At 73.9% G+C, this 24,817-nt stretch carries 17 protein-coding genes; 6 read left to right on the top strand and 11 right to left on the bottom strand.

The annotated features are described in order from the left end of the window. Positions 1-45: 45 nt before the first annotated feature. From ACZ4W9_RS32055 to ACZ4W9_RS32030, 6 genes are read right to left on the bottom strand one after another with little or no spacing between them, the layout of a single operon-like run. Positions 46-1,326 (bottom strand): D-arabinono-1,4-lactone oxidase, encoded by a 1,281-nt coding sequence (locus tag ACZ4W9_RS32055; RefSeq protein WP_467941633.1) that lies wholly within the window; start codon positions 1,324-1,326, stop codon positions 46-48. Continuing rightward, positions 1,323-2,915 carry an alpha-amylase family glycosyl hydrolase gene (locus ACZ4W9_RS32050; RefSeq protein ID WP_467941631.1) on the bottom strand — a complete coding sequence of 531 codons (1,593 nt, stop codon included), beginning with the start codon at positions 2,913-2,915 and terminating at the stop codon, positions 1,323-1,325. The genes ACZ4W9_RS32055 and ACZ4W9_RS32050 overlap by 4 nt, the downstream gene beginning before the upstream one ends. Positions 2,916-2,931: 16 nt before the next feature. Further along, on the bottom strand, positions 2,932-3,906 hold the full coding sequence (locus ACZ4W9_RS32045) for an aldo/keto reductase (RefSeq protein ID WP_467941629.1): 975 nt from the start codon (positions 3,904-3,906) through the stop codon (positions 2,932-2,934). Beyond that, positions 3,906-5,345, bottom strand: coding sequence for a glycosyltransferase (locus tag ACZ4W9_RS32040; RefSeq protein WP_467941627.1), 1,440 nt, complete (start codon positions 5,343-5,345; stop codon positions 3,906-3,908). Before ACZ4W9_RS32040 ends, ACZ4W9_RS32045 begins: the two co-directional genes overlap by 1 nt. Further along, positions 5,338-8,853: a DUF4915 domain-containing protein gene (locus ACZ4W9_RS32035; RefSeq protein WP_467941625.1), complete on the bottom strand. Its 3,516-nt coding sequence runs from the start codon at positions 8,851-8,853 to the stop codon at positions 5,338-5,340. The genes ACZ4W9_RS32040 and ACZ4W9_RS32035 overlap by 8 nt, the downstream gene beginning before the upstream one ends. Beyond that, positions 8,850-10,736, bottom strand: coding sequence for a class II aldolase/adducin family protein (locus ACZ4W9_RS32030; RefSeq protein WP_467941622.1), 1,887 nt, complete (start codon positions 10,734-10,736; stop codon positions 8,850-8,852). Before ACZ4W9_RS32030 ends, ACZ4W9_RS32035 begins: the two co-directional genes overlap by 4 nt. Before the next feature lie 520 nt (positions 10,737-11,256). Here ACZ4W9_RS32030 and cysC point away from each other — a divergent pair. Genes cysC through ACZ4W9_RS32015 form a run of 3 tightly spaced genes read left to right on the top strand, consistent with a single transcriptional unit; the run spans position 11,257 to position 14,088 of the window. Beyond that, positions 11,257-11,817: an adenylyl-sulfate kinase gene (cysC, locus tag ACZ4W9_RS32025; protein ID WP_467941620.1), complete on the top strand. Its 561-nt coding sequence runs from the start codon at positions 11,257-11,259 to the stop codon at positions 11,815-11,817. Then, positions 11,814-12,770 (top strand): sulfate adenylyltransferase subunit CysD, encoded by a 957-nt coding sequence (gene cysD, locus ACZ4W9_RS32020; protein WP_467941618.1) that lies wholly within the window; start codon positions 11,814-11,816, stop codon positions 12,768-12,770. Before cysC ends, cysD begins: the two co-directional genes overlap by 4 nt. A 4-nt stretch (positions 12,771-12,774) precedes the next feature. After that, the gene (locus tag ACZ4W9_RS32015) at positions 12,775-14,088 is read left to right on the top strand and encodes a sulfate adenylyltransferase subunit 1 (RefSeq protein ID WP_467941616.1); all 1,314 of its coding nucleotides are present in this window, start codon (positions 12,775-12,777) and stop codon (positions 14,086-14,088) included. 147 nt (positions 14,089-14,235) lie between these two features. Here the strand turns inward: ACZ4W9_RS32015 and ACZ4W9_RS32010 are convergent, their stop codons facing one another. Next, positions 14,236-15,510 (bottom strand): MFS transporter, encoded by a 1,275-nt coding sequence (locus ACZ4W9_RS32010; RefSeq protein ID WP_467941614.1) that lies wholly within the window; start codon positions 15,508-15,510, stop codon positions 14,236-14,238. 135 nt (positions 15,511-15,645) lie between these two features. On the opposite strand from ACZ4W9_RS32010, the gene ACZ4W9_RS32005 reads away from it, so the two are divergent. Further along, positions 15,646-16,797 (top strand): epoxide hydrolase family protein, encoded by a 1,152-nt coding sequence (locus ACZ4W9_RS32005; protein WP_467941612.1) that lies wholly within the window; start codon positions 15,646-15,648, stop codon positions 16,795-16,797. Positions 16,798-16,807: 10 nt separating this feature from the next. Here ACZ4W9_RS32005 and ACZ4W9_RS32000 read toward each other — a convergent pair whose 3' ends face one another. Beyond that, complete coding sequence (locus tag ACZ4W9_RS32000; protein ID WP_467941610.1) at positions 16,808-18,268, bottom strand: radical SAM protein; 1,461 nt, start codon at positions 18,266-18,268, stop codon at positions 16,808-16,810. Then, on the bottom strand, positions 18,268-20,871 hold the full coding sequence (locus ACZ4W9_RS31995; protein ID WP_467941608.1) for a glycosyltransferase: 2,604 nt from the start codon (positions 20,869-20,871) through the stop codon (positions 18,268-18,270). The genes ACZ4W9_RS32000 and ACZ4W9_RS31995 overlap by 1 nt, the downstream gene beginning before the upstream one ends. 232 nt (positions 20,872-21,103) lie before the next feature. On the opposite strand from ACZ4W9_RS31995, the gene ACZ4W9_RS31990 reads away from it, so the two are divergent. Beyond that, a complete protein-coding gene (locus ACZ4W9_RS31990; protein ID WP_467941606.1) occupies positions 21,104-21,952 on the top strand; it encodes an EamA family transporter in 849 nt (282 codons plus the stop codon). A 149-nt stretch (positions 21,953-22,101) separates the two neighbouring features. Here the strand turns inward: ACZ4W9_RS31990 and ACZ4W9_RS31985 are convergent, their stop codons facing one another. Together ACZ4W9_RS31985 and ACZ4W9_RS31980 are read right to left on the bottom strand one after the other, a co-directional pair. Beyond that, positions 22,102-22,872 (bottom strand): class I SAM-dependent methyltransferase, encoded by a 771-nt coding sequence (locus ACZ4W9_RS31985; protein WP_467941604.1) that lies wholly within the window; start codon positions 22,870-22,872, stop codon positions 22,102-22,104. Positions 22,873-23,031: 159 nt separating this feature from the next. After that, positions 23,032-23,892 (bottom strand): helix-turn-helix transcriptional regulator, encoded by an 861-nt coding sequence (locus ACZ4W9_RS31980; RefSeq protein ID WP_467941602.1) that lies wholly within the window; start codon positions 23,890-23,892, stop codon positions 23,032-23,034. An 86-nt stretch (positions 23,893-23,978) separates the two neighbouring features. Here ACZ4W9_RS31980 and ACZ4W9_RS31975 point away from each other — a divergent pair, with 86 nt between their 5' ends. After that, positions 23,979-24,758: an SDR family oxidoreductase gene (locus tag ACZ4W9_RS31975; RefSeq protein ID WP_467941600.1), complete on the top strand. Its 780-nt coding sequence runs from the start codon at positions 23,979-23,981 to the stop codon at positions 24,756-24,758. The last annotated feature ends 59 nt before the right edge of the window (positions 24,759-24,817 follow it).

Below are 24,817 nucleotides of genomic sequence, written 5' to 3'. Positions count from 1 at the left end.
GGGTCGCGGTGTGCGGGCGGGGGGGTGAGCAGGGAGGGATCGCCGTCAGGGGCCGTCCAGGACGCGGTCCAGGAAGGCGTTGCGGAACTTTCCCGACGGGTCGTAGTGGCGGGTCAGGGCACGGAAGTCGGGCAGCCGCGGGTAGCGGGACCGCACGGCCTGCGGCGGCATGGTGAAGATCTTGGCCCAGTGCGGGCGGGCGGCGTAGGGGGCCAGCTGCCGTTCGACGAGGGACACCGCCTGAAGCACGGGCCGGGTGCGGGCGGTCCAGGTGAAGTGGATGCTGACGCTGTCGCGTCCGTGGCACGGGCTCAGCCACAGCCCGTCGCCGGCGACGGTGCGCACCTCGCAGATCAGCAACTCGGGGCTGATGCGCTCGCGCACCTCGTCCAGCGCACGCAGCGCGGCGACCGCGTCGGCGCGGTCCACCATGTACTCGGACTGGAGTTCCTCGCCGACGCTGGGGGTCTGGTCGGGCCTGAAGTGCGGCAGCCGCTCGTGCCAGCTCCCGGCCCGCCCGAGCTGTTCGGTGCAGCAGTCCGGGGACAGGCCGGACACCGGGTGCCGGGGGCCGTCGGCCGGCCGCGCGGTGAACCAGGGGGCGGACGGGACGGCCGGCTCGGGGTCGGTGGCGCGCCGGTTGATCCACACCTGGGTCAGCCGGGGTCCGCGCCAGTCGGTGAACAGGCACACGCTGTAGGCGCAGGCGACCAGTTCCTCGAAGTGGTCGTCCAGCGCGGCCAGTTCGAGCTCTTCGTAGACGTGCTGGAGCATGTCGTACGCCGGTACCAGGTCCAGGGTCACGGCGGTGACGACGCCCAGCGCGCCGAGGTGGACCACGGCCCCGTCGAAGTGGTCGTCCGCGCCGCGGCGCAGCGTCACCAGGTCTCCGTCGGCGGTGACCAGTTCCATGCCGGAGACCTCGGTCGACAGGCATCCGTTGGCCACTCCCGAGCCGTGGGTGCCGGTGGCGCAGGCGCCGACGACGGAGATGTGCGGGAGCGATCCGAGGTTGCGCAGGGCGTATCCCCTGCCGTGCAGGTGGCGGGTGAGTTCGGCGTAGCGCACGCCGGCCGGGACCCTGGCCGTGGCGGTGTCCGGGTCGATCTCCACGGCCTGCGGCAGGGCGTCCAGGGTGACCAGGTCGCCCGGCGAGTCCGCCAGGTCGTTGAACGAGTGCGCGGTGCCGAGCGCCCGGATCCGGCGGCTGCGGGCCACCAGGGAGCGCAGCTCGTCCAGCGAGGACGGGGTGTGCACGGTGTCCGCGCCGAAGGTGACGTTTCCGGCCCAGTTGGTGCGCCGGGACACTTCGCGGGAGAGTGTCACGAGTCCCCCAGCCGTACGATCACGCCCTCGTCCGGGGCGAGTGTCAGCGGGCGCAGGGACACCTGCCGCCCGGTCTCCCGCTCGGGCCGGGTGGACAGTTCGACCCGGCCCGACGGCGGCAGTCCGCCGGGCGCCACCGTGAGGGGCCGGCCGGCGAAGTTCAGGGCGACCAGCAGGCGTTCACCGGGCGCGGAGCGCAGATAGACGAACGTGTCCCCGGGCGCGTCCAGCGACCGGTACGTGCCGCGCCGCAGGGCCCGCGAGCCGCGCCGGTACCACACCAGCCGCCGGTACAGGTGCAGCAGCGACTCGGGTGAGCGCGCCTGCCGGGCCACGTTCACCTCCGCGAGGTCGGGGCCGGGCGGCAGCCAGGGCTCGCCGGTGGTGAAGCCGGTGCCGTCGGCGTCCCAGTGCATCGGCACCCGGGTGCCGTCGCGGCCGTCGACGTCCAGTTCGTGGCCGGCAGGGGGCGGGGCGTCGCGCATCCCGACCTCCTCGCCGTAGTAGACGCAGGGCACTCCGCGCAGGGTGAGCGTCATCATCGCCGCGACCCGGGCCCGTTCCGGGCTGCCGTAGCGGGTCACCGTGCGGGAGATGTCGTGGGTGGCCAGGGCGTAGGTCGGCAGCGCGTCGGGCCTCATGCGGGCGGCGAGCCCGTCGACCGTACGGCGGAACGCCTCGCCCCGCCACGGCTGTTCCCAGTACGCCATGTGGAACGCGGTCTGCATGCCGTCCCCGCCGAAGTACTCCACCAGCCGCGCGTCGTCGCTGATCGGCACCTCGCCGAGCGCGAACCGGTCGCCGTACTCGCCGAGGGTGCGGCGCAGGTCGCGCAGGATGTCGTGGACCTCGGGCAGGTCCAGGTTGCGCTGGCGCACCGAGGGGTGGGAGACGTGGCGGCGGGCGTGCGCGACCTCGGGCGGGTTGTCGCGCAGCTCCGGGTCCTTCATCAGCCGGTGGGCCACGTCGATGCGGAAGCCGTCGACGCCGCGGTCCAGCCAGAAGCGCCACACGGCGCGCATGGCGTCCCGTACCCGGGGGTTGCGCCAGTTCAGGTCGGGCTGGCCCGGGGTGAAGCTGTGCAGGTAGTACTGGCCGGTGGCCCGGTCCAGGGTCCAGGCCGGGCCGCACCGCTCGAAGGCGCTGAGCCAGTTGTTGGGCGGCCCGCCGTCCGGTGCGGGGTCGGCCCAGATGTACCAGTCCCGCTTGGCACTGGCGCGGTCGGAGCGGGACTCGGTGAACCAGGGGTGGGTGACGGCGGTGTGGTTCATCACCAGGTCGACAATCACCCGGATGCCCCGGGCGTGGGCCTGTTCCACCAGTTCGTCGAAGTCGGCCAGGGTGCCGAAGACCGGGTCGACGGCCTGGTGGTCGCTGATGTCGTAGCCGAAGTCCGCCTGGGGTGAGGGGTAGAAGGGGGACAGCCAGACGGCGTCGACGCCCAGGGAGCCGGGTGTGCCGTCGTTGAGGTGGTCGAGGTGTTTGGTGATGCCGGGCAGGTCGCCGATGCCGTCGCCGTCGGAGTCGGCGAAGCTGCGGGGGTAGATCTGGTAGAGGACCGCGTCGCGCCACCACTCGTCGTGTGTCATCTCCGCCTCCCCGGGCCTAGACGTCCACGCCGGACATGTCCGGGTAGCGGTCGCCGGCCGCGCTCCCGGGGGGAGCGATACGGTCGAGCAGCGCGAGTTCGTCCCCGGTCAGCTTCAGCGCGGCGGCGGAGACGTTCTCCTCCAGCCGGGCGCGGTTCTTGGTGCCGGGGATGGGCACGATGTCGTCTCCCCGGGCGAGCACCCACGCCAGTGCGAGCTGGGTGGCGCTCACGTTCCGGGAGCGTGCCAACTCCTCGACGCGTCGCACCAGTTGCGCGTTGTGCGTCAGGTTGCCGGACTGGAACCGGGGCAGCCCGCGGCGGAAGTCGTCCTCCCCGAGGGCGTCGACGGAGCCGAAGCGTCCTGTCAGCAGCCCCCTGCCGAGCGGCGCGTAGGCGATGAAGCCGATGCCCAGCGAGCGCAGCACGCCCAGCAGTTCCCGCTCGGGGTCCCGGCTGACCAGCGAGTACTCGGTCTGCACGGCACACACCGGATGCACCGCGTGGGCCCGGCGCACGGTCTGCGGCGACGCCTCCGACACGGCCAGGTGGCGCACCTTGCCCTCGCGGACCAGCTCCGCCATGGCGCCCCAGGTCTCCTCGATGGGGACGCCGCGGTCGACCCGGTGCTGGCAGTAGATGTCGATGACGTCGGTGCCGAGCCGGCGCAGCGATCCCTCGCACGAGGAACGCACGTACTCCGGGCGGCCGTCAACGCCGATCACCCGGCCGTCGGGGCCCTTGACGTTGCCGAACTTCGTGGCGATCAGGACGCGGTCGCGGCGGTCCCGTACGGCCCGGCCGATGAGTTCCTCGTTGGTGTACGGGCCGTACATGTCGGCGGTGTCGAGCAGGGTGACGCCCAGGTCGATGGCGCGGTGGATCGTGCGGACGGATTCGCCGTCGTCCCAGGGGCCGTAGAACTGGGACATGCCCATACAGCCCAGTCCGATGTCGGAGGTGGCCGGTCCGTTGTGTCCCAGCGTGCGCATCACGCCTCCCCGGTGAGCACGATGTCCTCGAACAGGCGGGCCCAGTCCAGCAGGTGCCGGTCGGGCAGGAAGCGGGCGTCGACCCGGCGGCGTGCGGCGGTGCCCAGGCGTGCGGCCAGACCGGGGTCGCCGAGCAGTCGCCGGATCGCCTTGGCGGCGGCGCCGATGTCGGTGGGGTCGGGCAGCAGCAGGCCGTGCTCGCCGTCGGTCACCTGTTCCCGCAGTCCCGCGACGGCGCTGGCGACGAGCGGGCGGGACTTCCACATGGCCTCGGTCGCGGTGAGCCCGAACCCCTCGGCCAGGCTCTTCTGGACCACCACGCTCGCGTGCTGCTGGACGGCGTTGACCAGCAGCGCGTTCTCCCGCAGGTCGGCCATGGGCAGGCAGACCAGCTGGACACGGCCGCGCCACCGCGCGGGCAGCGCCTCCCACGCGCGGCGACAGGAGTCGAACATCTGCGTGGCCTCCGGGTCGTCGCAGACGCCCGTGACGTCGGCGCCGACCAGCGACAGATACGCGTCCGGGCGGTCCGCCTCGACGAACGCCCTGAGCACCCCGGTCATGTCCTTGAGCCGGTCCCAGCGGGAGACCTGGACGACCATGGGCACCGAGGCGGGTGGGGGCGGCCCGTGCCGCAGCACCACCGCGGGCCGGCTGACGGTGACCGGCGGTCCCACGGGCGCCGGCACGGTCAGCGGCAGCGCGCCGTCGGCGGCCGTGGCGGTGTCCGTGCCGGGGGCGAGGATGCCCGCGGCGGACAGCAGCGAGAGGGTGGTCACGGCGTCGAGCGGCATGTTCTTGGGGCCGCACGGGTCGATGGACGGGGGGATGACCCGGGGCGAGGGGGCCCAGTCGGTGACGTACCGCTCGGTGAGGAAGACGGCGGCGTCCGCCTGTTCCACGAAGGGGCGGAGGAAGGCCTGTCCCTCGCGGGTGTGCCCGTTCGGGGTGTCGGTGCCGACGTGGCTGCGCCACACCACCGTCGCGCCGCGCTCCTTGAGGGCGGGGACGACCCCGGCGGGCTGTGAATCGTGGACGATCACGATGTCGCCGGGGCGCACGAGCGCGGTGAGGCGGGCCGCGTTCTCGGCGTTGACCCGCCGGTAGTGGTCCGACTCCGCCGGGCCCAGCGCCCCGTCGTCGCCCCGGGCGCCGTAGAGCCGGGTGGACAGGCGCTTGGTGATGTCCCAGAAGGCCATGTCCCCGTCGATCACCAGCCAGCGCGTGTCGAGGCCCAGCTCCCGGCACAGCGGGACCAGGGAGTGCAGCAGCTCGGCGACCCCGCCGCCCGCCCCGGTGGAGTTCACGTTCCAGACCGTACGGCCGTCGAGCAGTTTCCTCGTCCGTTCGGCGGCCGTGCGCAGGTGTTCCGCGCGGTCCGGGCCGAGCGCGTGCAGATAGGGGGTGAGGGTCGTCGGTCCGATCGGCACTTCACGCATGGGGGGCTCCCAACGTCACGGGGGCGGGCCCGGGGACCTGCCCGTTCTCCTCGCCGGTCCGGGGGGCCGGCGGCTGTCCGGCGGGGCGCCGCGGCTCCGGCACGACGCATTCCACCAGTGCCGGTCCCGGCCGGGTGATCGCCGCCGCCAGTGTCCGGCGCAGTTCCTCCCGTTCGGCCGTGTCCGCTTCGCCGCGGGTACGGCCGTCCGGTCCGGTCCGCCGGGTGTGCACGCCCAGTGCGGCGGCGGCCTGGACGCAGCCGCGGCCGTCCGGTGCGCCGGTGCGGGTCTCCGGGGCGGCGCACACCAGGAACGTCACCGGGGCCGACTCCCGGACGGCCGCGGCCACGTGCCGCAGGCCCCCGGTGAACGTCCCGGGGCTGAGGCAGCACAGCACCCGGGCCGACGGCTCGGCCAGCGCCAGCCCGACGGCCCGCGCGACACCGCCCGCGGTACGCGCTCCGAGCAGCCCCTCGCCGTCGAGCACGACGACCTCCGCCCCGACCCGTGCCACGGCGTCGGCGATCGCGGCGGCGGGCGTCGCCGGAGCGGGTGTTCCGGCGGCCGGCGGAGCGGGGGCGGCGCCCCGGAGCCCGGCGTCTTCTCCGGCCGCCTTCCCCACGGCGGCCGGAGCCACGGGCCGTGTCCCGGTGTCGCCTTCGGCCGCGGCGTCCGCTGCGGCCGGCGTCCCGCCGGGGTGGGGCCCGTCCTCCCCTTCGGCCGCGGCGCCCCGGGCGGCGTCCCGGAGTCCGGCGCCGGTGCCCGCTCCCGCCACCGCCGCGCCGGTCCGGGATCCGGTGCCTCCTTCGGCGTCGGCGTCCCCCTCCGCGGCCGGCCCGACGGCGGGCCGTGGCACAGGGATCGTGTGGCCGCGGGCCAGGGTGTCCAGGGCCGCGGCCGGGTCGGTGACCGCGATCGCCTCCCACGTTCCGGTGCGGGCGTGCGCGCGGGCCGTGGCGGGGTCGAGGGTCAGCAGCATCCGGCGGCCCCGCCCGGGTTCCCCGGCGGTGCCCGTGTGGGCGCCGCCGTCCCCGAGAGCGAGGACCAGGTCCGCCGCCTCCAGCGCCTCCCGGTGGGCGGGGGACGCGGGGTCGAGGCGTGCCGGGGCGTCCGGTTCCGCCTTCGCCGGGCCCCACGGCGGTCCGACGCGCAGGACCGTGGCGCCGGTGCGGTGGGCGAAGGCGTCCAGCGCGGCACCGGCTCCCGCCACCGCCACCGTGCGGTCGTCGGCGAGCACCACCAGCCGGTCGGCCGTCAGCAGCGCGCCCTCCAGTGACCGCAGCGGCCCCGGAACACCCGGCGCCGGTACGGCGGTGAGCGCCGCGCGCAGTGCGGACAGCGGCACCCATGCCGTGCGCAGTGCCTGGGGCGGCAGGGTGAGCAGGACGGGTCCGTGCGGGGGGTCCAGCACGTCCCGGACCGTCTCCCGCAGTGCCGTGACGAAGCCGTCCACGGCGGCGCCCCGTTCCCCGGGGTCCTCGGGCACCGGTCCGCACGCGTGCCGGGCGCCGCTCAGCCTCCCGGCCAGGCGGACCAGTTCCCCGTCCGCGCCGGACGCTTGCGGCAGTTCGGCCAGGACGAACACCCCGGTGCCGTCCCGGCGCAGGTCCTCCAGCGCGCCGAGCCCGTCCGTCAGGCCCCGGGGCGAGCGCAGGAGGGCGGCTCCCCGGCCGGGGCAGGACAGGCCGGCCCCCGCCGCCCGCAGCAGGCAGTCCCGGCCCTCGTCGGCCGCGACGAACCGGCCGAGCGAGGCGAACGCGTCGCGCAGCGGCGATCCGTCGGCGTCCGCGCCGAAGACGGCCATGACGCCCGCCCGCCGCAGGCTCAGGGCCACCGCCTCGGCGCCCGTGAGCAGCACGTCGTCCGGGTCGGGCAGGACGGTGCCGAGGGGGTGTTCCAGGGCGTCCGGTGAGCACTCCAGGACGTCGGCGACGGCCGCGGCGAACGCCGGCCGGCCCAGGTCCGCGACCAGCCCGGCGGCCAGGCCGTCCGGGGTGCCCGGCGGGCGGGTGAGCAGCGTCCGCACCATGTCCGTCACGAAGGGTCCCGCCGCGCGGGCGGCCCACACCCGCGCGGCGTCGACCGCGAACGGGGCGAGCGCCGTGGGCCCGGTGTCCGCGGCCGTCACCCGGACCGGCAGGTCCAGCGCGCCGGAGGCGTCGGTCTCGTCGAACGGCGGATGGCCGTCCTGAGCCAGGGTGAGGCGCAGCACGTAGTGGCCGGGGTCGGCGGGCACCCGGGCCCGTACCAGCACCCGGGCGGTGTCGTCCGGCGGCAGGGAGCGGGGCAGTTCGGCCCTGATGGGTTTCCCGCCCGTGGTCACCACCGCGCCCTCGGAGTCGTACCAGCGGTGCACCACGCGCACCGGCTGGGGCGGTGCCGGGGTCAGCAGTTCCGTGCCCTCGTTGCGGACCAGGCACTCCAGGGTCAGCAGGGCGCCGGGTTCGGCCCGTGTCTCCCCGGTGGGCGGCGCGGCCGGGCGGACGGTGGCGCGGCGGCCGGACTCGGGCAGCGGGTCGCCGATGGCCCACAGCCGCGCGGGGCGCCGGCCGAGCCGCTCGAACAGGCCGCGCTGTCCCTGCTCGTGGGTCCTGGTGCGGTTCGCGCCGAACCCGCGCCGGGCGCCGGACACCAGGGCCGTCGGCGCCAGGCTCAGGGCGTACACCTCGCGCGCGGGCAGGTCGACCAGCGCGGCCAGGCTCCAGTCGGCCCGGTCGACCGCGGCGACCGCCGCCGTCTCCACCGAGGTCGCGGCGTGCCGGTGCGGGCTGAGCCCGACGAAGACATGGCGGTCGGTGACGGCCAGTCCGCGGGGCCAGCCGGGCAGTGCGAGCCGGCGGGTCGCCTTCCGGGTGGCGTCGGCGATCTCCAGCAGCTCACCGGAGGCCGAGTCACAGACGAGCCAGGTGCCGTCGGCGTACCAGGGGTTGTGGGGGGCGCGCAGTCCCTCCAGCAGTGGTTCCCCGGTGTCCAGGGCGACCACCCGGCCGCTGGCGGGCTTGCCGTTCTCGTCCCAGCCCCGGCGCCGCAGGAACGGGCCGAACCCGCACACCGCGACCCGTTCGCCGTAGCGGGCCAGGCTGTTGAGGTGCCAGCTGTCGGTCTCGCCGGGCGCCCGCCAGCGCCACAGGGTCGCGCCGTCGGGTGCCACGCACCGCACCTCGTTCTGCGTGGTGGCCGCGACCAGGACCCGTCCGTCCGAGACCAGGATGTCGTGCGGGGTGGAGACGTCGTCCAGCCGGTGGTAGCGCAGGACGCCGGTCGTGTCGTACACCACCAGTTCGGCCGGGCTGCCCTCGGCGCTCCACAGGCACCGGTAGAGCAGCCCGTCGGCCAGGTCGAGGCCCGTGCCGGAGACCCGGTCGATCTCCGTGACGGTGTGGTCCACGGCGAACAGTCCGCCGCCGATGGTGTGGTGGGCGTCGAAGCAGGAGGCCAGCAGGTGCCGGCCGGGCGGCAGCAGCCCGGCCAGGGAGGCCGGCCGTACCGTGGTTCCGGGGCGGGTCATGATGCCTCCGTCTCCCTCTCCGGGGCGGCCGGTTCCAGGACGGTGCCGCGCCAGGCGCCGGCCGCGGGTCCGGTGAAGAAGAGGGTGGCCGCCAGGAGGGCGTCCTCGGGGGCTTCCGTCATGGCGTGGACGGACACGCCGTGGCGCCGGCATTCCGGTGCCAGGCCGGTGAGCTGCGACCGCAGGTCCCCGGCGGTCCGGCCCGGTCCCGCCAGCAGGACGGTGCCGCCCAGTCCCTGGCGGGCGAGCACGGGCAGGGCTTCGGGGGCGGTGTGCCCGGAGCGGGTCGCGTCGACGAGCACGTCGAAGCCGCCGTAGGCCAGCACCGCCCGGCGGACGGTCTCCCCGGGGTCCGCGCCGGTGGGGGTCAGTGCCACCGCGCGGCGCTCGCCGTGGTGTTCCACGATCCGGCCGGCGACCTCGGCGACCCGGGCCGGGTCGCCGCCCGCGAGCGCGACGTGCGCGTCCTCGGCCGCCAGCAGGGCGGCGAGGGCGGCGGTACGGTCGTCGTCCACGCCGGTCAGCAGGACGACGCGGCCGGCCAGCGGTCCGTCGGACGAGCGGAGCTGGGGCTTGAAGCGCATCAGGGGCCAGTACTCGTCGGCCGCTCCCTGGGCCTCGCTCAGCGAGCTGTAGCCGCCCGCCGCGTCGGCCGCGCGCACCACCGTCATGGTCTGCCCGAAGTGGTCCGCGCACAGCCTGGCCTTCGCCGCGTCGCTGCCGCTGGTCACCACGCCGATGCCGGGCAGCACGATCGCCCGGGGGGCGTCGCTGCGCCGGCCGAGTGCCCGGCCGGCCTCGGTGATGTGGTGTTCGTAATAGCCGTCGTACCACTTGCGGTGGTGTGCGACGCCCTCCAGCACGGCGCGGACGGCCTCGTCCACGGCGTCGGGGGTGAGGGGCCCTGTCGTGTGCCCGGGCGCAAGGAGCGGGCCGGGCACCAGCGGCCGGTACCCCACGGTCACCAGGTGGTCGGGGCAGGCGGGGCCGGCCTGGCTGAGGGCGGGGCCGCGCGCCGAGGAGCTGAAGGCCACCGCTTCGGGGGTGCGGTCGGCGTGCAGCACGAGGCCGGGCGTTCCCGCGGACAGTGCGCCGCGCAGTGCCGGGAGGATCGCGGCGAGCAGCTCGGTCGCCGTCTCCCGCGGCGGCGCCTCGACGACGGTGCCGCCCAGGTCGGGTGTCCGGTGGATCGCCCGGTCCAGGGCGCTGGTGGCGCGGGAGACGGCCTCCAGCGAGTTGAGGTAGCACTCCTCGCTGGTGTCGCCCCAGGTGAACAGGCCGTGGTTGGCCAGGAGGACGAACCGGCAGCCCGGCCGCGCGTCGATGCGGTCGGCGAGTTCGCGGGCGACGCCGATGTCGAACTGCCGGTAGTCGAACCAGATCGCCTCGTCGCCGAACTCCTCCTCGGCCAGCCGGCGTCCGTCGGGGACGGAGGTGAGCGCGATGACGGCGTCGGGGTGGCAGTGGTCGACGTGCCGGGCCCGGATGAAGGCGTGGGTGAGGGTTTCTATGCCGGGGCGGGGCTGTTCGCCGCGCAGACCGCAGGCCAGGACGCGGTCGATCATCTCGCTCTCTTCCAGGGGGCCGCAGTCGCGCAGGGCCCGCAGGTCGGCCAGGCGCAGCGCCGGGAAGTCGTCGGCGGTCGTGGTGGCGCCGTCGCAGCCCCAGGCGCTCATCCACAGCACCTCGGTCGGCCTGCCGAGGTGGTCGGGTGCGGTGCCCTTCGCCGAGAAGTTGCCGCCGCCCTCCTTCGTCAGCGCGGGGTCGGCACCGACGAGGTGGGCCCGGTACAGCACCTCGTCTCTGTCCGTCAGGCTTTGGGCCGCCGCCCGGTCCCACCGGTGTGCCGGGCTCGGTAACAGTGACGCAGCAATCCCACTCATGACCTTCGTTCCTCGACTCGCGGGGGGGTGCACGGCGGATCAATGAAAAAAAGACGACAACGCTGGAGACGGTCTGTCATGGGTGCCGAAGGTGCGACGGACGCCTCCGCCTTCACCGGATATCCCGAAAACCGGGACGACGGGTCACGGCACACGACGATTTACCGGGGCGCGTTCTGATCCCCTTGGACGTGTTCTCAGGCTAACCCGGGGTCAAACCCCTGCAACACAAGGTCTTTGACAGGACGACGATTCCGCCAAGCTGTCCGGACCGCAACCGGGTGATCGATCTTGGAAAACAGCGCGGTTATTTATCCGTTCAACGAGGAAATCCGCTCTGCCCGTTACCGCGGAAAGATCGTCCCGCGCCGTCCGCGGCGGAGCCGTTATCTGTCCGAAACCGCTCTCCCGCGGTTCCTCGCCCCCCTTCCGCGTGCCTAGTCTGCGCAGGACGCGTGTCCCCGGCAGGCCGTCGGCCGCCCGGGCACGAAGCCCCACCCTGCTCAGTTCAGGAGCGGCTGTGAACTCCTTCTCTTTCTGCACCTGTCACCCGGGGGCCACCGTCTGGCTCACGGGTCTGCCCAGTGCCGGCAAGACCACGATCGCCAGAGCCGCGGCCGGGCGCCTGAAGTCCCGGGGCCGGCGGGTGGAGGTGCTCGACGGCGACGAGATCCGCCGCTTCCTCTCGGCGGGCCTGGGCTTCTCCAAGGAGGACCGCGACACCAACGTGCGGCGCGTCGGCCTGGTCGCCGAGGTGCTGGCCCGCAACGGCGTGCTCGTCCTGGTGCCGGTGATCGCGCCGTACGCCGAGGGCCGCGAGGCGGTGCGCCGGCGTCATGAGGCGAGCGGCACCGCGTACGTCGAGGTCCACGTGGCCACACCGGTGGAGGTGTGCGCGCAGCGCGATGTGAAAGGCCTCTACGCCCGGCAGGCCGCCGGCGAGCTGACCGGCCTGACCGGCGTCGACGACCCGTACGAGCCGCCCGTCGCCCCGGACCTGCGCATCGAGGCGCACGGCCGCGGTGTCGACGAGAGCGTCGGCTCGTTGCTGACCCTTCTCTCCGAACGGGACCTCGCATGACCGACGACCGCGGAACACGGCTGCTCACCGAGAAGACGGGGAACGCCGGACGGGACGGGTACGCCCTGCCCCACCTGGCGGCGCTGGAGTCGGAGGCGGTGCACGTCCTGAGGGAGGTGGCGGGCGAGTTCGAGAACCCGGTGATCCTGTTCTCCGGCGGCAAGGACTCCATCGTCATGCTGCACCTGGCGCTGAAGGCGTTCGCCCCGGCGCCGGTGCCCTTCGCGCTGCTGCACGTGGACACGGGCCACAACTTCCCCGAGGTGCTCGCCCACCGGGACCGGGTGGTGGCCCGGCACGGGCTGCTGCTGCACGTGGCCTCCGTACAGGACTTCATCGACCGCGGCGAGCTGCGGGAACGTCCGGACGGCACCCGCAACCCGCTGCAGACCGTGCCGCTGCTGCACGCCATCGCCGCCCACCGGTTCGACGCGGTCTTCGGCGGCGGGCGCCGTGACGAGGAGAAGTCCCGGGCCAAGGAACGGGTGTTCTCGGTGCGGGACGAGTTCGGCGGCTGGGACCCGCGCCGGCAGCGGCCGGAGCTGTGGCAGCTGTACAACGGCCGGCACTCCCCCGGTGAGCACGTGCGCGTCTTCCCGCTGTCGAACTGGACCGAGCTGGACGTGTGGCAGTACATCGCCCGGGAGGGCATCGAGCTGCCGGCCGTCTACTACGCCCACCGGCGCGAGGTGTTCCTCCGCCACGGCATGTGGCTGGCCCCGGGGGCCTGGGGCGGGCCGAAGGACGGCGAGCGGCGCGAGGTGCGCCGGGTGCGCTACCGCACCGTCGGCGACATGTCCTGCACCGGCGCGGTGGACTCCGACGCCGTCACGGCCGAGCAGGTCATCGCGGAGATCGCGGCCTCCCGGCTGACCGAGCGGGGCGCGACCAGGGCCGACGACAAGCTGTCGGAGGCCGCCATGGAGGACCGTAAACGCGAAGGGTACTTCTGATCCGATGACCACCGCTGCCACCACCTCCGCCGCCGACGGTCCGGTACCGGGCCCGCTGCCGGCCGCCGCGCTGCTGCGCTTCGCCACCGCCGGGAGCGTCGACGACGGCAAGTCCACCCTGGTCGGCCGGCTGCTGCACGATTCCAAGTCGGTGCTGGCCGACCAGTTGGAGGCCCTGGAACACGCCTCGCGCACCCAGGGCGCCGAGGGTCCCGACCTGGCGCTGCTGACCGACGGGCTGCGCGCCGAGCGGGAACAGGGCATCACCATCGACGTCGCCTACCGCTACTTCGCCACGCCCCGGCGCCGCTTCATCCTCGCCGACACCCCCGGCCACGTGCAGTACACCCGCAACATGGTCACCGGGACCTCCACCGCCGACCTGGCCGTCATCCTGGTCGACGCCCGCAACGGCGTGGTCGAGCAGACCCGCCGGCACGCCGCCATCGCCGCCCTGCTCCGGGTCCCGCACGTGATGCTGGCGGTGAACAAGATGGACCTGGCCGGCTACGACCGCGCGGTGTTCGCCCGGATCGCCGGGGAGTTCGGCGCGTACGCGGCCTCGCTGGGGGTGCCGGAGGTGACCGCCGTCCCCGTCTCCGCGCTGGCCGGGGACAACGTGGTCGAGCCGAGCGCGCACATGGACTGGTACGACGGCCCCACCGTGCTGGAGCGCCTGGAGACCGTCCCGCTCGGCGACGACCCGGCCGGGGGCGCGGCCCGGTTCCCCGTGCAGTACGTCATCCGCCCGCGCCTGCCCGAGCAGCCCGGCTACCGCGGCTACGCCGGCCAGATCGCCGCCGGGGCGTTCCGGGTGGGCCAGCCGGTGACGGTGCTGCCCTCGGGCCGTACCTCCCGTGTCGTCGCGATCGATCTGCTGGGGCGGCCGGTGAGCACCGCGTGGGCACCGCAGTCGGTCACGCTCCGGCTCGCCGACGACCTCGACGTCTCGCGCGGCGACCTGATCGCACCGGCCGACGCCGTTCCGCGGCTGTGCCGGGAGGTCACCGCCACCGTCTGCCATCTGCACGACAGCCCGCTGCGGGCCGGCCGGCGGGTGCTCCTCAAGCACACCACCCGTACCGTGAAGGCGATCGTCGAGGACATCCCCTCCCGGCTGTCCCTGGACGACCTCTCCCCCACGGCCCGGCCCGACCGGCTGGCGGTCAACGACATAGGCCGGGTGCGGCTGCGTACCGCCGAGCCCCTGCCGTTGGACGCCTACGCCTTCTCCCGCCGCACCGGATCGTTTCTGCTGATCGATCCCGCCGACGGCGCCACTCTGACCGCGGGCATGGTCGGCGACGCCTTCGCGTAAAACGCACGCGGCACGGAACACCGGGCAATTCCCGGCGGCGCCCCGCCGGGTCCGGTGTGATGCCGCGAAATATCCGGTGTGATGTCGCGGAAAGCGGGAAACCGGGAAGGATTTCCTTCCGCGCGCTTGGCTTCGTTTTTACGGTTTTTACGCGGGGTGATTTTCCTCCAGGGGTGTGCGTGCCGTTCGACGCGCGGCGGGCACGCCCCTGTTGCGTGCCGCGTAGGCGATAGCGCCCGAGGCGACGATCATCACGGCAATGGCATTGAGTGCGACGGGCAGCCCCAGTCCCTGGGCGAGAAATCCGATCGACGGCGGCGCGACCAGAATTCCGCTGTAGCCCAGCGTCGAGGCGAGCGCGACACCGTCCGGACCGCCCGCCGCGCCCGCCCGGGCCATGGCCACCGGAAAGATGTTGGCGAGGCCCAGCCCGGTGACGGCGAGACCCGCGAAGACCAGCCACGGCTGCGTCGACAGGGCGACCACGACCATGGCCGCCCCCGCCACCAGCCCGCCGGCCGTGACGACCCCGGTCTGTCCGAGGCTCTCCAGCAGCCGGGTGCCCAGCAGCCGTCCCAGGGCGAGCATCAGGGTCACCGTCGCGTACCCGGCCGCCGCCACACCGGGCCCGCCGTCGAGGTCGTCGCTGATGTGCAGCGGCACCCAGGTGTCGAGGGCCCCCTGGCTGTAGGCGGCGCACAGGCCGAGGACGCCGAAGACGAGGACGTCCGGGCGCACCCGCGCGGAACGCCGGCCGGCGGTGTCCGGCCGGTCCCGCCGATCCGTCGCCGCCGCCGCGCCGCCCGCCCGGCGTGACGGGGTGGGGGTCGACAGCAGGACACGGCCGCCCAGCGCGGTGGCCAGCAGCCCGATCGGCACCAGCAGGAGCAGATGGCGGGTGGGGGTGAGGGTGGTGGCCAGCAGCCCGCCGAGTCCGGCTCCGGCCAGGCTGCCCAGGCTGTTGGCCGCGTGGAAGCCCGGCATGAGGGGCCGGTCCGTCGCCTGGATGAGTTCCACGGCGACGCTGTTGCCGGCGACGTCGATGCCTCCGTAGGCGGCGCCGAAGAGGATCAGGACCAGCCCCAGGGTGGGCGCGGAATGGGTGAGGGGGGACAGGAAGACGGTGGCGGACAGCAGGGCGGCCGTCGCGACGGTCATGCGGCGGCTGCCGAAGCGGCGGCACAGTCTGCCGGTGACCAGCATCGACACCACGGCCGCCGCCGTCATGCAGAACAGGGCGAGGCCGAGGGACGCGGGTGACGCGTGCGTCTGCTCCTTGATCGCGGGGATGCGGATGGCCCAGCCCGCGTAGAGGAAGCCGCCGAGCGCGAAGAACAGGGTGAGCGTGATCCGCAAGCGCAGGAACTGCCGCTCGGGGGTTGGCGCGGTGGGGGGAAAGGGTGCGACCGATGGTTTGTTCATCTGCGACACAAAATCCAACCTAGGGAGCGCCGCGAACCCGGCACAAGAGCGGATTCGGACACTCCGGGCGGGTGAGACACACGGGGGCGGGTGATGACTTCCGCCGCGCGGGGGCACCAGAGACCCGGAAAGGAGGTGCGGACCGTGACGAGCCTCAGTGACTTCCGCATCGACGTACCGGCGCACGCGCTGGCGGACCTGCGCGACCGCCTCCGGGGCACGCGCTGGCCGACGACGACCCCCGGGACGGGCTGGAGCCGGGGCGTGCCGGTGGACTACCTGAGGGACCTGGTGGGCTACTGGTCCGGCGGCTACGACTGGCGGAGGTGGGAAGCCAGGCTCAACGCGTTCCCGCAGTACGTCACGGACATCGACGGGCAGCGCATCCACTTCCTGCACGTCAGGTCGCCGGAGCCGGGCGCCCTTCCGCTGGTCCTCACGCACGGCTGGCCGGGCTCGGTGGTGGAGTTCCTGGAGATCATCGGCCCGCTGACGGATCCGCGCGCCCACGGGGCCGATCCGGCCGACGCCTTCCACGTCGTCGCCCCGTCCCTGCCCGGCTTCGGCTTCTCCGTGCCGCTGGCGGAACCCGGCTGGGACTACGGCCGGACGGCACGCGCCTGGGCGGAGCTGATGGACCGCCTGGGCTACCGCCGCTACGGCGCCGAGGGCGGGGACGCCGGCTCGGTCATCTCGCCCGAGCTGGGCCGGCACGCCCCCGAACGGGTCGTGGGCGTCCACATCCACGGCGGACTGGACTTCCCCTCCCTCGGCCCCGCCGAGCTGGCGGCGCTCGGCGAGGACGAGCGGGCGCGGCTCGCGGCCGCCGACGGCATCCGGCGCGAGGGCCGGGGCTACTCGGACCTGCAGAGCACCCGGCCGCAGACACTGGCCTACGCCCTGAACGACTCGCCGGCCGGGCAACTCGCCTGGATCGTGGAGAAGTTCAAGGAGTGGACCGACCCCGCCCACAAGCTCCCCGAGGACGCCGTCGACCGCGATCTGCTGCTGACCAACGCCACGCTGTACTGGCTGACGGGCACCGGGGCGTCCTCCGCGCACATCTACTACGAGGAGCGGATCGCCGACCGGCCCGCCCCGCCGTCCCCGGTGCCCACCGGTGTCGCCGTGTTCCCCAGCGACCCGGCCGTGCGGAGCGTGCTGGAGCGCCGGCACCGCGTCGTGCACTGGTCGGAGTTCACCCGGGGCGGGCACTTCGCGGCGCTGGAGGCGCCCGATCTCCTCGTCGCCGACACCCGGGACTTCTTCCGCGCCCTGCGCCGCTGACGGGATCCGCTCAGGTGTCCGGCCGCGCCGTCAGCTCGGTGTTGATGATCGCCTCCACCAGGGTCTCCCCCACCGGGGTGAGCGTGACCGTGCCCGCGGCCTCGTCGGTCTCCAGGAGCCCCCGGCGGCACAGGGAGTCGAAGCCTTCGCGCCGATCGGGTCCGAAGAGCGAGGAACCGGGGAAGCGCCGTTGGTGCACGTCCTCGCGCAGCGGGCGCAGCGTGGACAGCGCCATGGTGATGGCCCTCGTCTCCCGGGCCCGCGCGGTGAACCCGGTGGCGGAGTCCAGGGGGATCCGCCCGGCCCGCACCGCGTCGCCGTACCGCCGCCAGTCGACGTCCGTCATCGCCTCGGAGCGGTGGCAGCTGGAGCTGCCGCCCAGGCCGATGGCGACCTCGGGCCGCTGCCGGTCCTGGTCGGCCATGAGGGACTTCCACTTCTCCGGGCCGGCTCCGGGCCGGGCGAAGTACATCGTCGGATGCTCCGTCCAGCCGGCCGCGCGCAGCCCGGTGGTGAGGGTCTCCCGCATCTGGTACTGCTCGCCGAGCGTGGGCCAGTGGTGCCCCCGGGACGCCAGCCGGGCCCGGTACCCGGGGAGTTGCCAGGCGGCGGGCCGCACCCCCGAGACGCCGGTGCGGGTGTCGGCGAAGTCCCGCAGGTGCAGCTTGGTGCACACCACGGCGGTGGGCTCGTGTTCCAGTACGGTCTCCAGGTCGCGCCGGACGCTGTCCACGGTCTGGTCGAGCAGGCCGTACATCAGGTCCACGCCGACCCGCTCGAAGCCGGTGGCCTTGGCCCGGCGGATGAAGTCCGTGCAGGCGGCGGCGGTGTGTTCGCGCCCGCTCAGGCGCAGCACGTGGTCGTCGAAGGACTGCACCCCGCTGGAGATCCTGCCGCAGCCGAGTTCGGCGAGCAGTTCCAGTTTCTCCGGGGTGAAGGTGGTGGGGTCGCCCTCGAACCGTACGGTGGTGCCGGGGCCGAAGCCGAAGTTCTCGCGGTAGAAGTCGAGCAGCCGGCGGATCTGGTCGGCGGGCAGCAGCGACGGGGTGCCGCCGAACACGTTGAACTCGCCCACCGGTGCCGCGGCCAGGTGCGGGAGCCTGCGCAGCCAGAGCCGGGCCTCCCGGATGTTCCAGTCCACCCACTGCGCCGCCCGCCGGTCCACCGTCTCCCGGGGGCCCTTGACGATGACGACCGGGTACTGGCAGAACCGGCAGCGGTAGGCGCAGGTGGGGATGTACGCCCACAGGTGGATCGGCGCGGTGGTGCTCAGCTGGGTGTCGAGGTCGTCCAGGAACCACTCGGGGTCGTAGCCCTCGATGTCGCCCGGGAAGACATGGGCGCCGAACGGGTCCTCCCGCACGTAGTCCAGCAGGTGCCGGTTCTCGGGTGCGGCGAGGGCGTGGACGGCGTCCGGGACCGGTGCGGAGGGGTCCACCGCCAGCAGGGAGTCGAGCGCGGGGTCGGTCATCAGAAGACACCCCCGTTGCCGAAGTAGTCGTGGGCCTCGCCGGATTCGCGGTCCTCGCAGTAGTAGGCGACGAACTCCCGGAACCGCTCGCGGGGGACGTCCGCCAGGCAGGGCGGCAGGGGTGGCGGGTGGCCGATGTCGTCGCCGACGGTCGCCCGCAGCCGCTCGAAGAGCTGGTCGGCGAATTCGAAGTAGAGGCGGAAGGACGGGGTCTTGTAGCGGTGGATGGGGGTGAAGTCCAGGATGCGCATCTCGTCGACGATCTCCTCGACGCGTTGCCGCAGCGCGTCGGCGAGCGGGGCGCCGAAGAAGTCCCGCACCGGGGCGGTGGAGAGCAGGTCCGGGTCGAGCAGGACGGGCAGCAGGAGGTTCTTGGGGGTGAAGTCCTTGATGGAGAACTCCCAGGCGCGGCGCGCCTCGTCCTCGGTGAGGTCGCGGACGGGCGGGGTCCGGCGGTCGTCGGTGGCGGGGCGGATGTCCCGCATGACGATGGTGCCGTGCGAGCCGTAGGCCTTGCCCTCGATCACCTCCTCCAGGGCGTGGTCCACCCGGCGCGGGTTGATCTCCACCCTGGAGGCGGGGACGTACACCCGGCTGCCGCCGAGCGCGGACACCTTGATGCCGAAGTCCCAGTCGTCGGAGAGGTGGTTGACGAAGCGGCCGTTCTCCACCTGGTAGAAGATCTCGATGCCGCCCGCCCGGTCGTGCGCCCGGCGTTCGACGGCGAACCCCTTGCCGTCGGGGAAGCCGCCGAAGAGGGAGAAGGCCACCTGGCGGCAGCGCAGGGTGCGGGAGATCGCGTCCCACAGGCGGGGCCGGTCCGCGAAGTGCTCGGCGCGGTAGAAGTAGTCGCACACGCCGATGTCGGCGCCGCTGTCGTCCATCGCCTCCAGGAGTGTGGCCAGCCACCGGGGGTCCACCCGGCAGTCCGCGTCGGCGGAGACGAGGTAGAACCGTTCGGCCCCGGCGGGCCGGCCGGCGCTGCGGTCGGCGGCGAACCGCATGCCGGTGCGGCGGGCGCACGAGACGCCCTGCTCGGGTTCGCGGACGATGTGCAGGGGCAGGTCGGGGTGGCCGGCCGCGAAGCGCTCGGCCAGTGCCACGGTGTCGTCGGTGGAGTTGTTGTCGACCACCACGATCTCGTACAGCTCCGGGTCGAGCCGGCCGTCGCCGTCGCGCTGGTCGTACAGCGACTCCAGCACGGCGGTCAGCTGGGCGGCCTCGTTGTACACGGGGAGGACCACGCTCATCCGGGTCCGGAGGCCCATCGGGGTGAGGACGAGGCGGTCGAGCAGGCCGGCCGCGGCCGACCGGCCGAAGGAGCGGGCGCCCAGCCGGTGGTTGTGCTCCACCGTCGCGGACCGCAGGTCGTCGTCGTTCAACAGCTGTGCCACCTCGTTCACGAACGCGGGGGTCGGCAGGTCGTCGTGCAGGACGGGTGCGCGGAAGCCCTTGTCGCCGTACACCGTCGGATACAGCTCGTAGGCGCTGGTGATGTAGGGGACCTTGGCGGCGATGGCCTCGCCGATGGGGTTCCCGTAGCTGTCGTAGTCGTAGGAGGTCAGGAACGACACCAGGTCGGCGTGGGCCAGCAGGTCGCGGACGGAGGGGCCGCCGCCGGCGGGCGTGCCGGCCGCGTCGGGGTCCGGGGCGAGCCAGCCGCCGAAGACGATCCGGCCGGTGACGCCGAGCCGGGCGGCGAGCGCGGTCAGCCGCCGGTACTCGCGGGGGTCCTCCCCGGTGTCGCCGGCCACGAACAGGCGGACGTCCATGGTGCGCGCGAGCCGGGCGATCAGGTGGATGTCACGGTCGATGCGTTTTTGCGGGATGATCCGGGTGGTGCGCGCGATCAGCCGGGCGCCGTCGGGTATCGCGTGGTCGGCGCGGAAGGACGCGTTGTGCGGGCCCGCCGTCGCCGCCCGGTGCGGGAACGCGTTCGGCAGGACGTCGATGTGGCGTACGTGCGGCGCCCAGGCGCGGGTGAGGGCCCTGGCCCGCTCGTGCAGCGCGAGATAGCGGACGTGGACGGAGTCGAGCAGCGGCGGGACGTGCGGGTACGGGGGGCTGCCGTATTTGCCGCTGCCGGGCTCGCTCTGCCACATCAGGTCGTGGTCGCGCCACAGAACGTAGCGGCCCAGGCGGTGCCGGGCGCCGTAGGCGACGATCGCCTGGTGCAGGGCGCGGGTGACCATGATGTTCTCCGGCAGGGTGCCGTTCTCCACCAGCACCCGGGTGACGCCGAGCGCTTCCCACAGGGACAGGACCCGTTCGCACAGGGCGTCCGCGGTCCGCTCCACCCGCGGCAGCAGCCGCGGGTCGCCCTTCTCGACGACTTCCTGGAGGACCTCGGTCACCAGCGCGGCGTCGTACCCGGCCACGGTGTCGAGCCCCGGTAATCGCGACAGGCGTATCCAGGGCGGCAGCAGCCGGGCCTCGTCACGGTACGGGACGAAGAACCGTCCCTTGTCCGCCTTGATGTCGTAGCCGAGGTCGAGGTGCACCTCGTAGCCCCGGTCGTGGAAGTGCCGGGCGGTCTTCGCGAATTCGACGACCACTCCGGACAGGGGTGTCGCGTCGAAGGACACGCCCCACAGGACCGTCATGTCTCGCCTCCCTCCCCCGGCAGGGCTGCCGGGCTCGTCGGCCAACCATTCGACGCTAAGGGGGAGATCGCGGGATCGTACAGACCGCGACCATGCCGCTGTGGGGCGGCCGGTGCCGCCGCCGGGGCGGGTGCCATCATCGCGGGGATCGCGGGTAGGGCGGTCGGTATGCCTTCGCGAGCCGCTGCCCCGCCGCCCCGGGAGAGTCCGCTGCCGTCCGGGAGGAGGGACCGTGGGTGAGACCCTGGCGCTGGCCTCCGCGCTCTGCTTCGGCGCGACCCATTTCGCGGCCGGGCTCGTCTCCCGCCGCGTCGACGGCATCACCGTGGCCCTGTACGCACAGCTCGCCGGCACCGTGGTCGCGCTGGTGGCGGCCCTGTCGTCGGCCGGCGGCCCGGCGACGGCGGGTGACTACGGGTTCGGCGCGCTGTCGGGTGCCGGTACGGGGGTGGGGGTCGCCTTCCTCTACCGGGCGATGTCCCAGGGGAAGATGAGCGTCGTCGTACCGGTCAGCGACGTGGGCGCCGTCGCCCTGCCCGTCCTGGTGGGGGTCGCCCTGCTGGACGAGCGGCCGGCCGCGGTCGCCTGGGCCGGCATCGTGGTCGTCGTGCCCGCGCTGTGGCTCGTCGCGCAGGCGCCCGGTCCCGGTCCGGGCGGCGAGGGCCCGCCGGTGACCGCGGGGGTGCCGGCCGCGCTGACGGCGAGCGCCGGTATCGGGGTGCAGTTCCTGGCGATGGCCCGGGTGGGAGGGGACGGCGGGCTGTGGCCGGTCGTGGTCAGCCGGGTCGTGTCCGTCGTGGTGATCGCCGCGGTGCTCGCCCTGTACCGGGCTCCGGTGAGGGTGCCCGGGCGGCCGGCGGCGGTGGCCGCCGCGGCCGGTGCGGTGGGGGCGGTCGCGATCATCCTGTATCTGGCGGCCACCCGGCACCAGTTGATGGCCGTGGCCACCGTGCTGTCGGCGCTCTATCCGGCCGTCCCGGTGCTGCTGGCGCTGGTCTTCCTGAAGGAGCGGCTGACCCGGCGGCAGGTCGCCGGGCTGGTGTGCGCGGCCGCCGCCATCGCGCTCATCGCCCTGCGCTGAACGGGCCGCCGCCTCCGGGTGCTCGCCGGGCGGGGATGTCGGCGGGGCCGCGAGGAGGTGGGTAACGGGTCGGCGCTCTGTTCGGTTGGCTCGGCGGCCGTCCGAGCGGTCTCCTGGCCGGGGCCGCCGCCGTGCGCCGCCGCGCACGGTCACGGTGCCGGGCGTTCGATGCGCAGGACGTGCTGGTCGTGGCGGAAGGTGTACGTGCCGTCGTCGTCGCCGAAGTGCCGTCGTACGTACGCCTCGACCGCCGCGCGGGTGGCGGAGGGGGCGTCGGGGACGCTGAGGAGGAAGTCGGCGACCGCGAGGGTCTCCTCCAGGTTCCGCCCGCGGTACCGGGCGGGTACGACGTCCAGTCCGGTGCGGCCGGCCAGTCCGGGCGGGAGGGTCGCCAGTTCGCCGACGAGTTCGCGTACGTCGTAGTGGCGGCCGGTGAAGTGCCGCACCATGCGCATGCACGCGTTGTCAGGGTTCTGCAGCAGCACCAGCAGGACCCCGCCCGGCGCCACCCACTCCATGATGCGTGCCGTCGTCGCCGCCCACTCGGCGCGCGGGACGTAGTACAGCACGTGCGACAGCAGGGCCAGGTCGGCCCGCGCGTCCACCCGGGCCTCGCCGACCGGTTCGGCCACCACCTCCGCCTGGGGGCACGCCCGCGCCAGCGCCCGCCGCATCGGCTCGCTCGGCTCGACGCACACGGTGCGCTCGAAGAGCGGGGCGAGATGCCGCGTCGTCGTCCCCGGGCCGGCGCCGATGTCCAGGAACACCCGCCGAGCGGGCAGTCGGTCCACCACCTGGCGCAGGTAGGCGTGGGTGACGGCCTTCTCGTCCGACCCGGCGAGGAACACGTCGAAGGCTTTCCGGTAGGCGTCGTCGTCCGTACCCGTGATGCCCTCCTGCGCGGCCTTCCGCAGTTCCACTGCCCGCTCCCTCCGTGCGATGCGGCATTCGGCGAGGCCACAGTGGCACGCGCGGGGTCCGACCGGCGGAAAACACGCCTCCGGGGGAGCGAGGGGGCGGGGCGCACCGGAGCGGGCCCGGACGGCGCGGCGTACGCCCCCTCGCAGGAGAGATCCCGGTCAGCCTGGTGCGTCGGCGATGTCCTGGGTGCCGATGACGGTGAGCAGGTCGAACAGGGAGGCGCTGTCGGTGCCGGCCACGGGGGTGAACCAGAGCAGTCGTTGCCGGCCGTCCTCGCTGAACAGGTTGAGGCAGTTGACGTGGATCAGACCGAGCGCGGGATGGTTGAGGCGTTTGCGTTCGTCTCGCCGGAAGGCCACGTCGTGGTCGGCCCACAGCGCGGCGAATTCGGCGGAGCGGTCGAGCAGCGTGGCGATCACCGTGGCGGCCTCGGTGTCCTTCGCGTCCCGCCTGGCGGCGGCGGCCCGCAGGTCGGCGACGAAGGAGCGGGAGTGGCCGTCGTGGTCGGATTCGGGGTAGAGGCGCCGGGTCTCGGGCTCGGTGAACCACCGGTGGACGAAGCCGGCCCGGGCGCCGCGGAAGCCGGACTGGTCCCCGAGCAGGGCCACCGCGAGCGGGTTCTGCACGAGGGTGACGTGCAGGTCGGTGATGACCTGCGCGGGTGTCGACGTCATGCGTCGCAGCAGGTCGAGCATGCCGGGGTGTACGTGCGCGGCGGGGCCGCCCTGCCCGGGCACCGGGCGTCCGGCCAGGTGGTAGAGGTGGTCGCGCTCGTCGGCGGTCAGGCGCAGCGCCCTGGCCAGGGCCGCGATCATCTGCTCGGACGGCTGGGAGCCGGCCCCGCGTTCCAGCTCGTTGTAGTAGTCCACCGATGCCCCGGCGAGCTGGGCGACCTCGTCCCGCCGCAGCCCGGGCACCCGGCGCCGGGGCCCGGTGGGCAGCCCCACCTCCGCCGGACGGATCCGTTCACGCCGCGAACGCAGGAAGGCGCCCAGCTCGGTGTACTTCGCGGAACCCATGGTCCCCATGGTGCCCGCGGGCGGGGTGCGGAGACAGGGGATGGCATCCCCTGGTTCCGGTGGCCCGCGCCGTTCACGCTGGACACATGAACGCGATCCCTTCCACTCGGCCGTCCTCGGTCCCCCAGCCGTCATCGGCCCCCCGGGTCGCCGTCGTCACCGGCGGATCGCGCGGCATCGGGCGGGCCGTCTCCCGGAAACTCGCCGGGGACGGCCTGGCCGTCGTCGTGAACTACGCCCGTGACGCGGCCGCCGCCGAGGAGACCGTGGCCGCGATCACCGCCGCCGGCGGGCGGGCGATCGCGGTGCGGGGCGACGTGGCGGACGAGGACGCGGTCGCCGCGCTGTTCGACCGGGCGGAGGAGGAGTTCGGCGGTGTGGACGTCGTCGTCAACTCCGCCGGGCGCATGGCCCTTTCGCCGATCGCCGAGCTGGACCTGGCGGTGCTCGACGCGGTGTTCCGCACCAATGTGCGCGGGGCCTTCGTCGTCGCGCGGCAGGCGGCACGGCGGCTGCGGGCGGGCGGCTCGTTCGTGGGGTTCTCGACCTCCGTGGTCGGTACGCGGTTCCCCGCCTACGGCGCGTACACGGCGAGCAAGAGCGCCGTCGAGGCGATGACGCTGATCCTCGCCCGGGAACTGCGCGGCCGGGACGTGACCGTGAACACCGTCGCGCCCGGCCCCACCGCCACGGATCTGTTCCTCGAAGGCAAGTCGGCGGACGAGGTCGACCGGCTCGCCAAGACCCCGCCGCTGGAGCGGCTGGGCACGCCGCAGGACATCGCGCAGGTGGTCGCCTTCCTCACCAGTCCGCAAGGGCACTGGGTGAACGGGCAGATCCTGCGCGCCAACGGCGGCATGGTCTGACGACGCGGCCGGACGGCTCCCGCACCCCCAAGAACGATCACCGGCCCTCCGCCGGAGAT

The sequence above is a fragment of the Streptomyces sp. NPDC029296 genome, assembly GCF_055569255.1.
The sequence above is the reverse complement of the archived record's forward strand: the minus strand, read 5'-3'. Positions and strand labels throughout refer to the sequence as shown.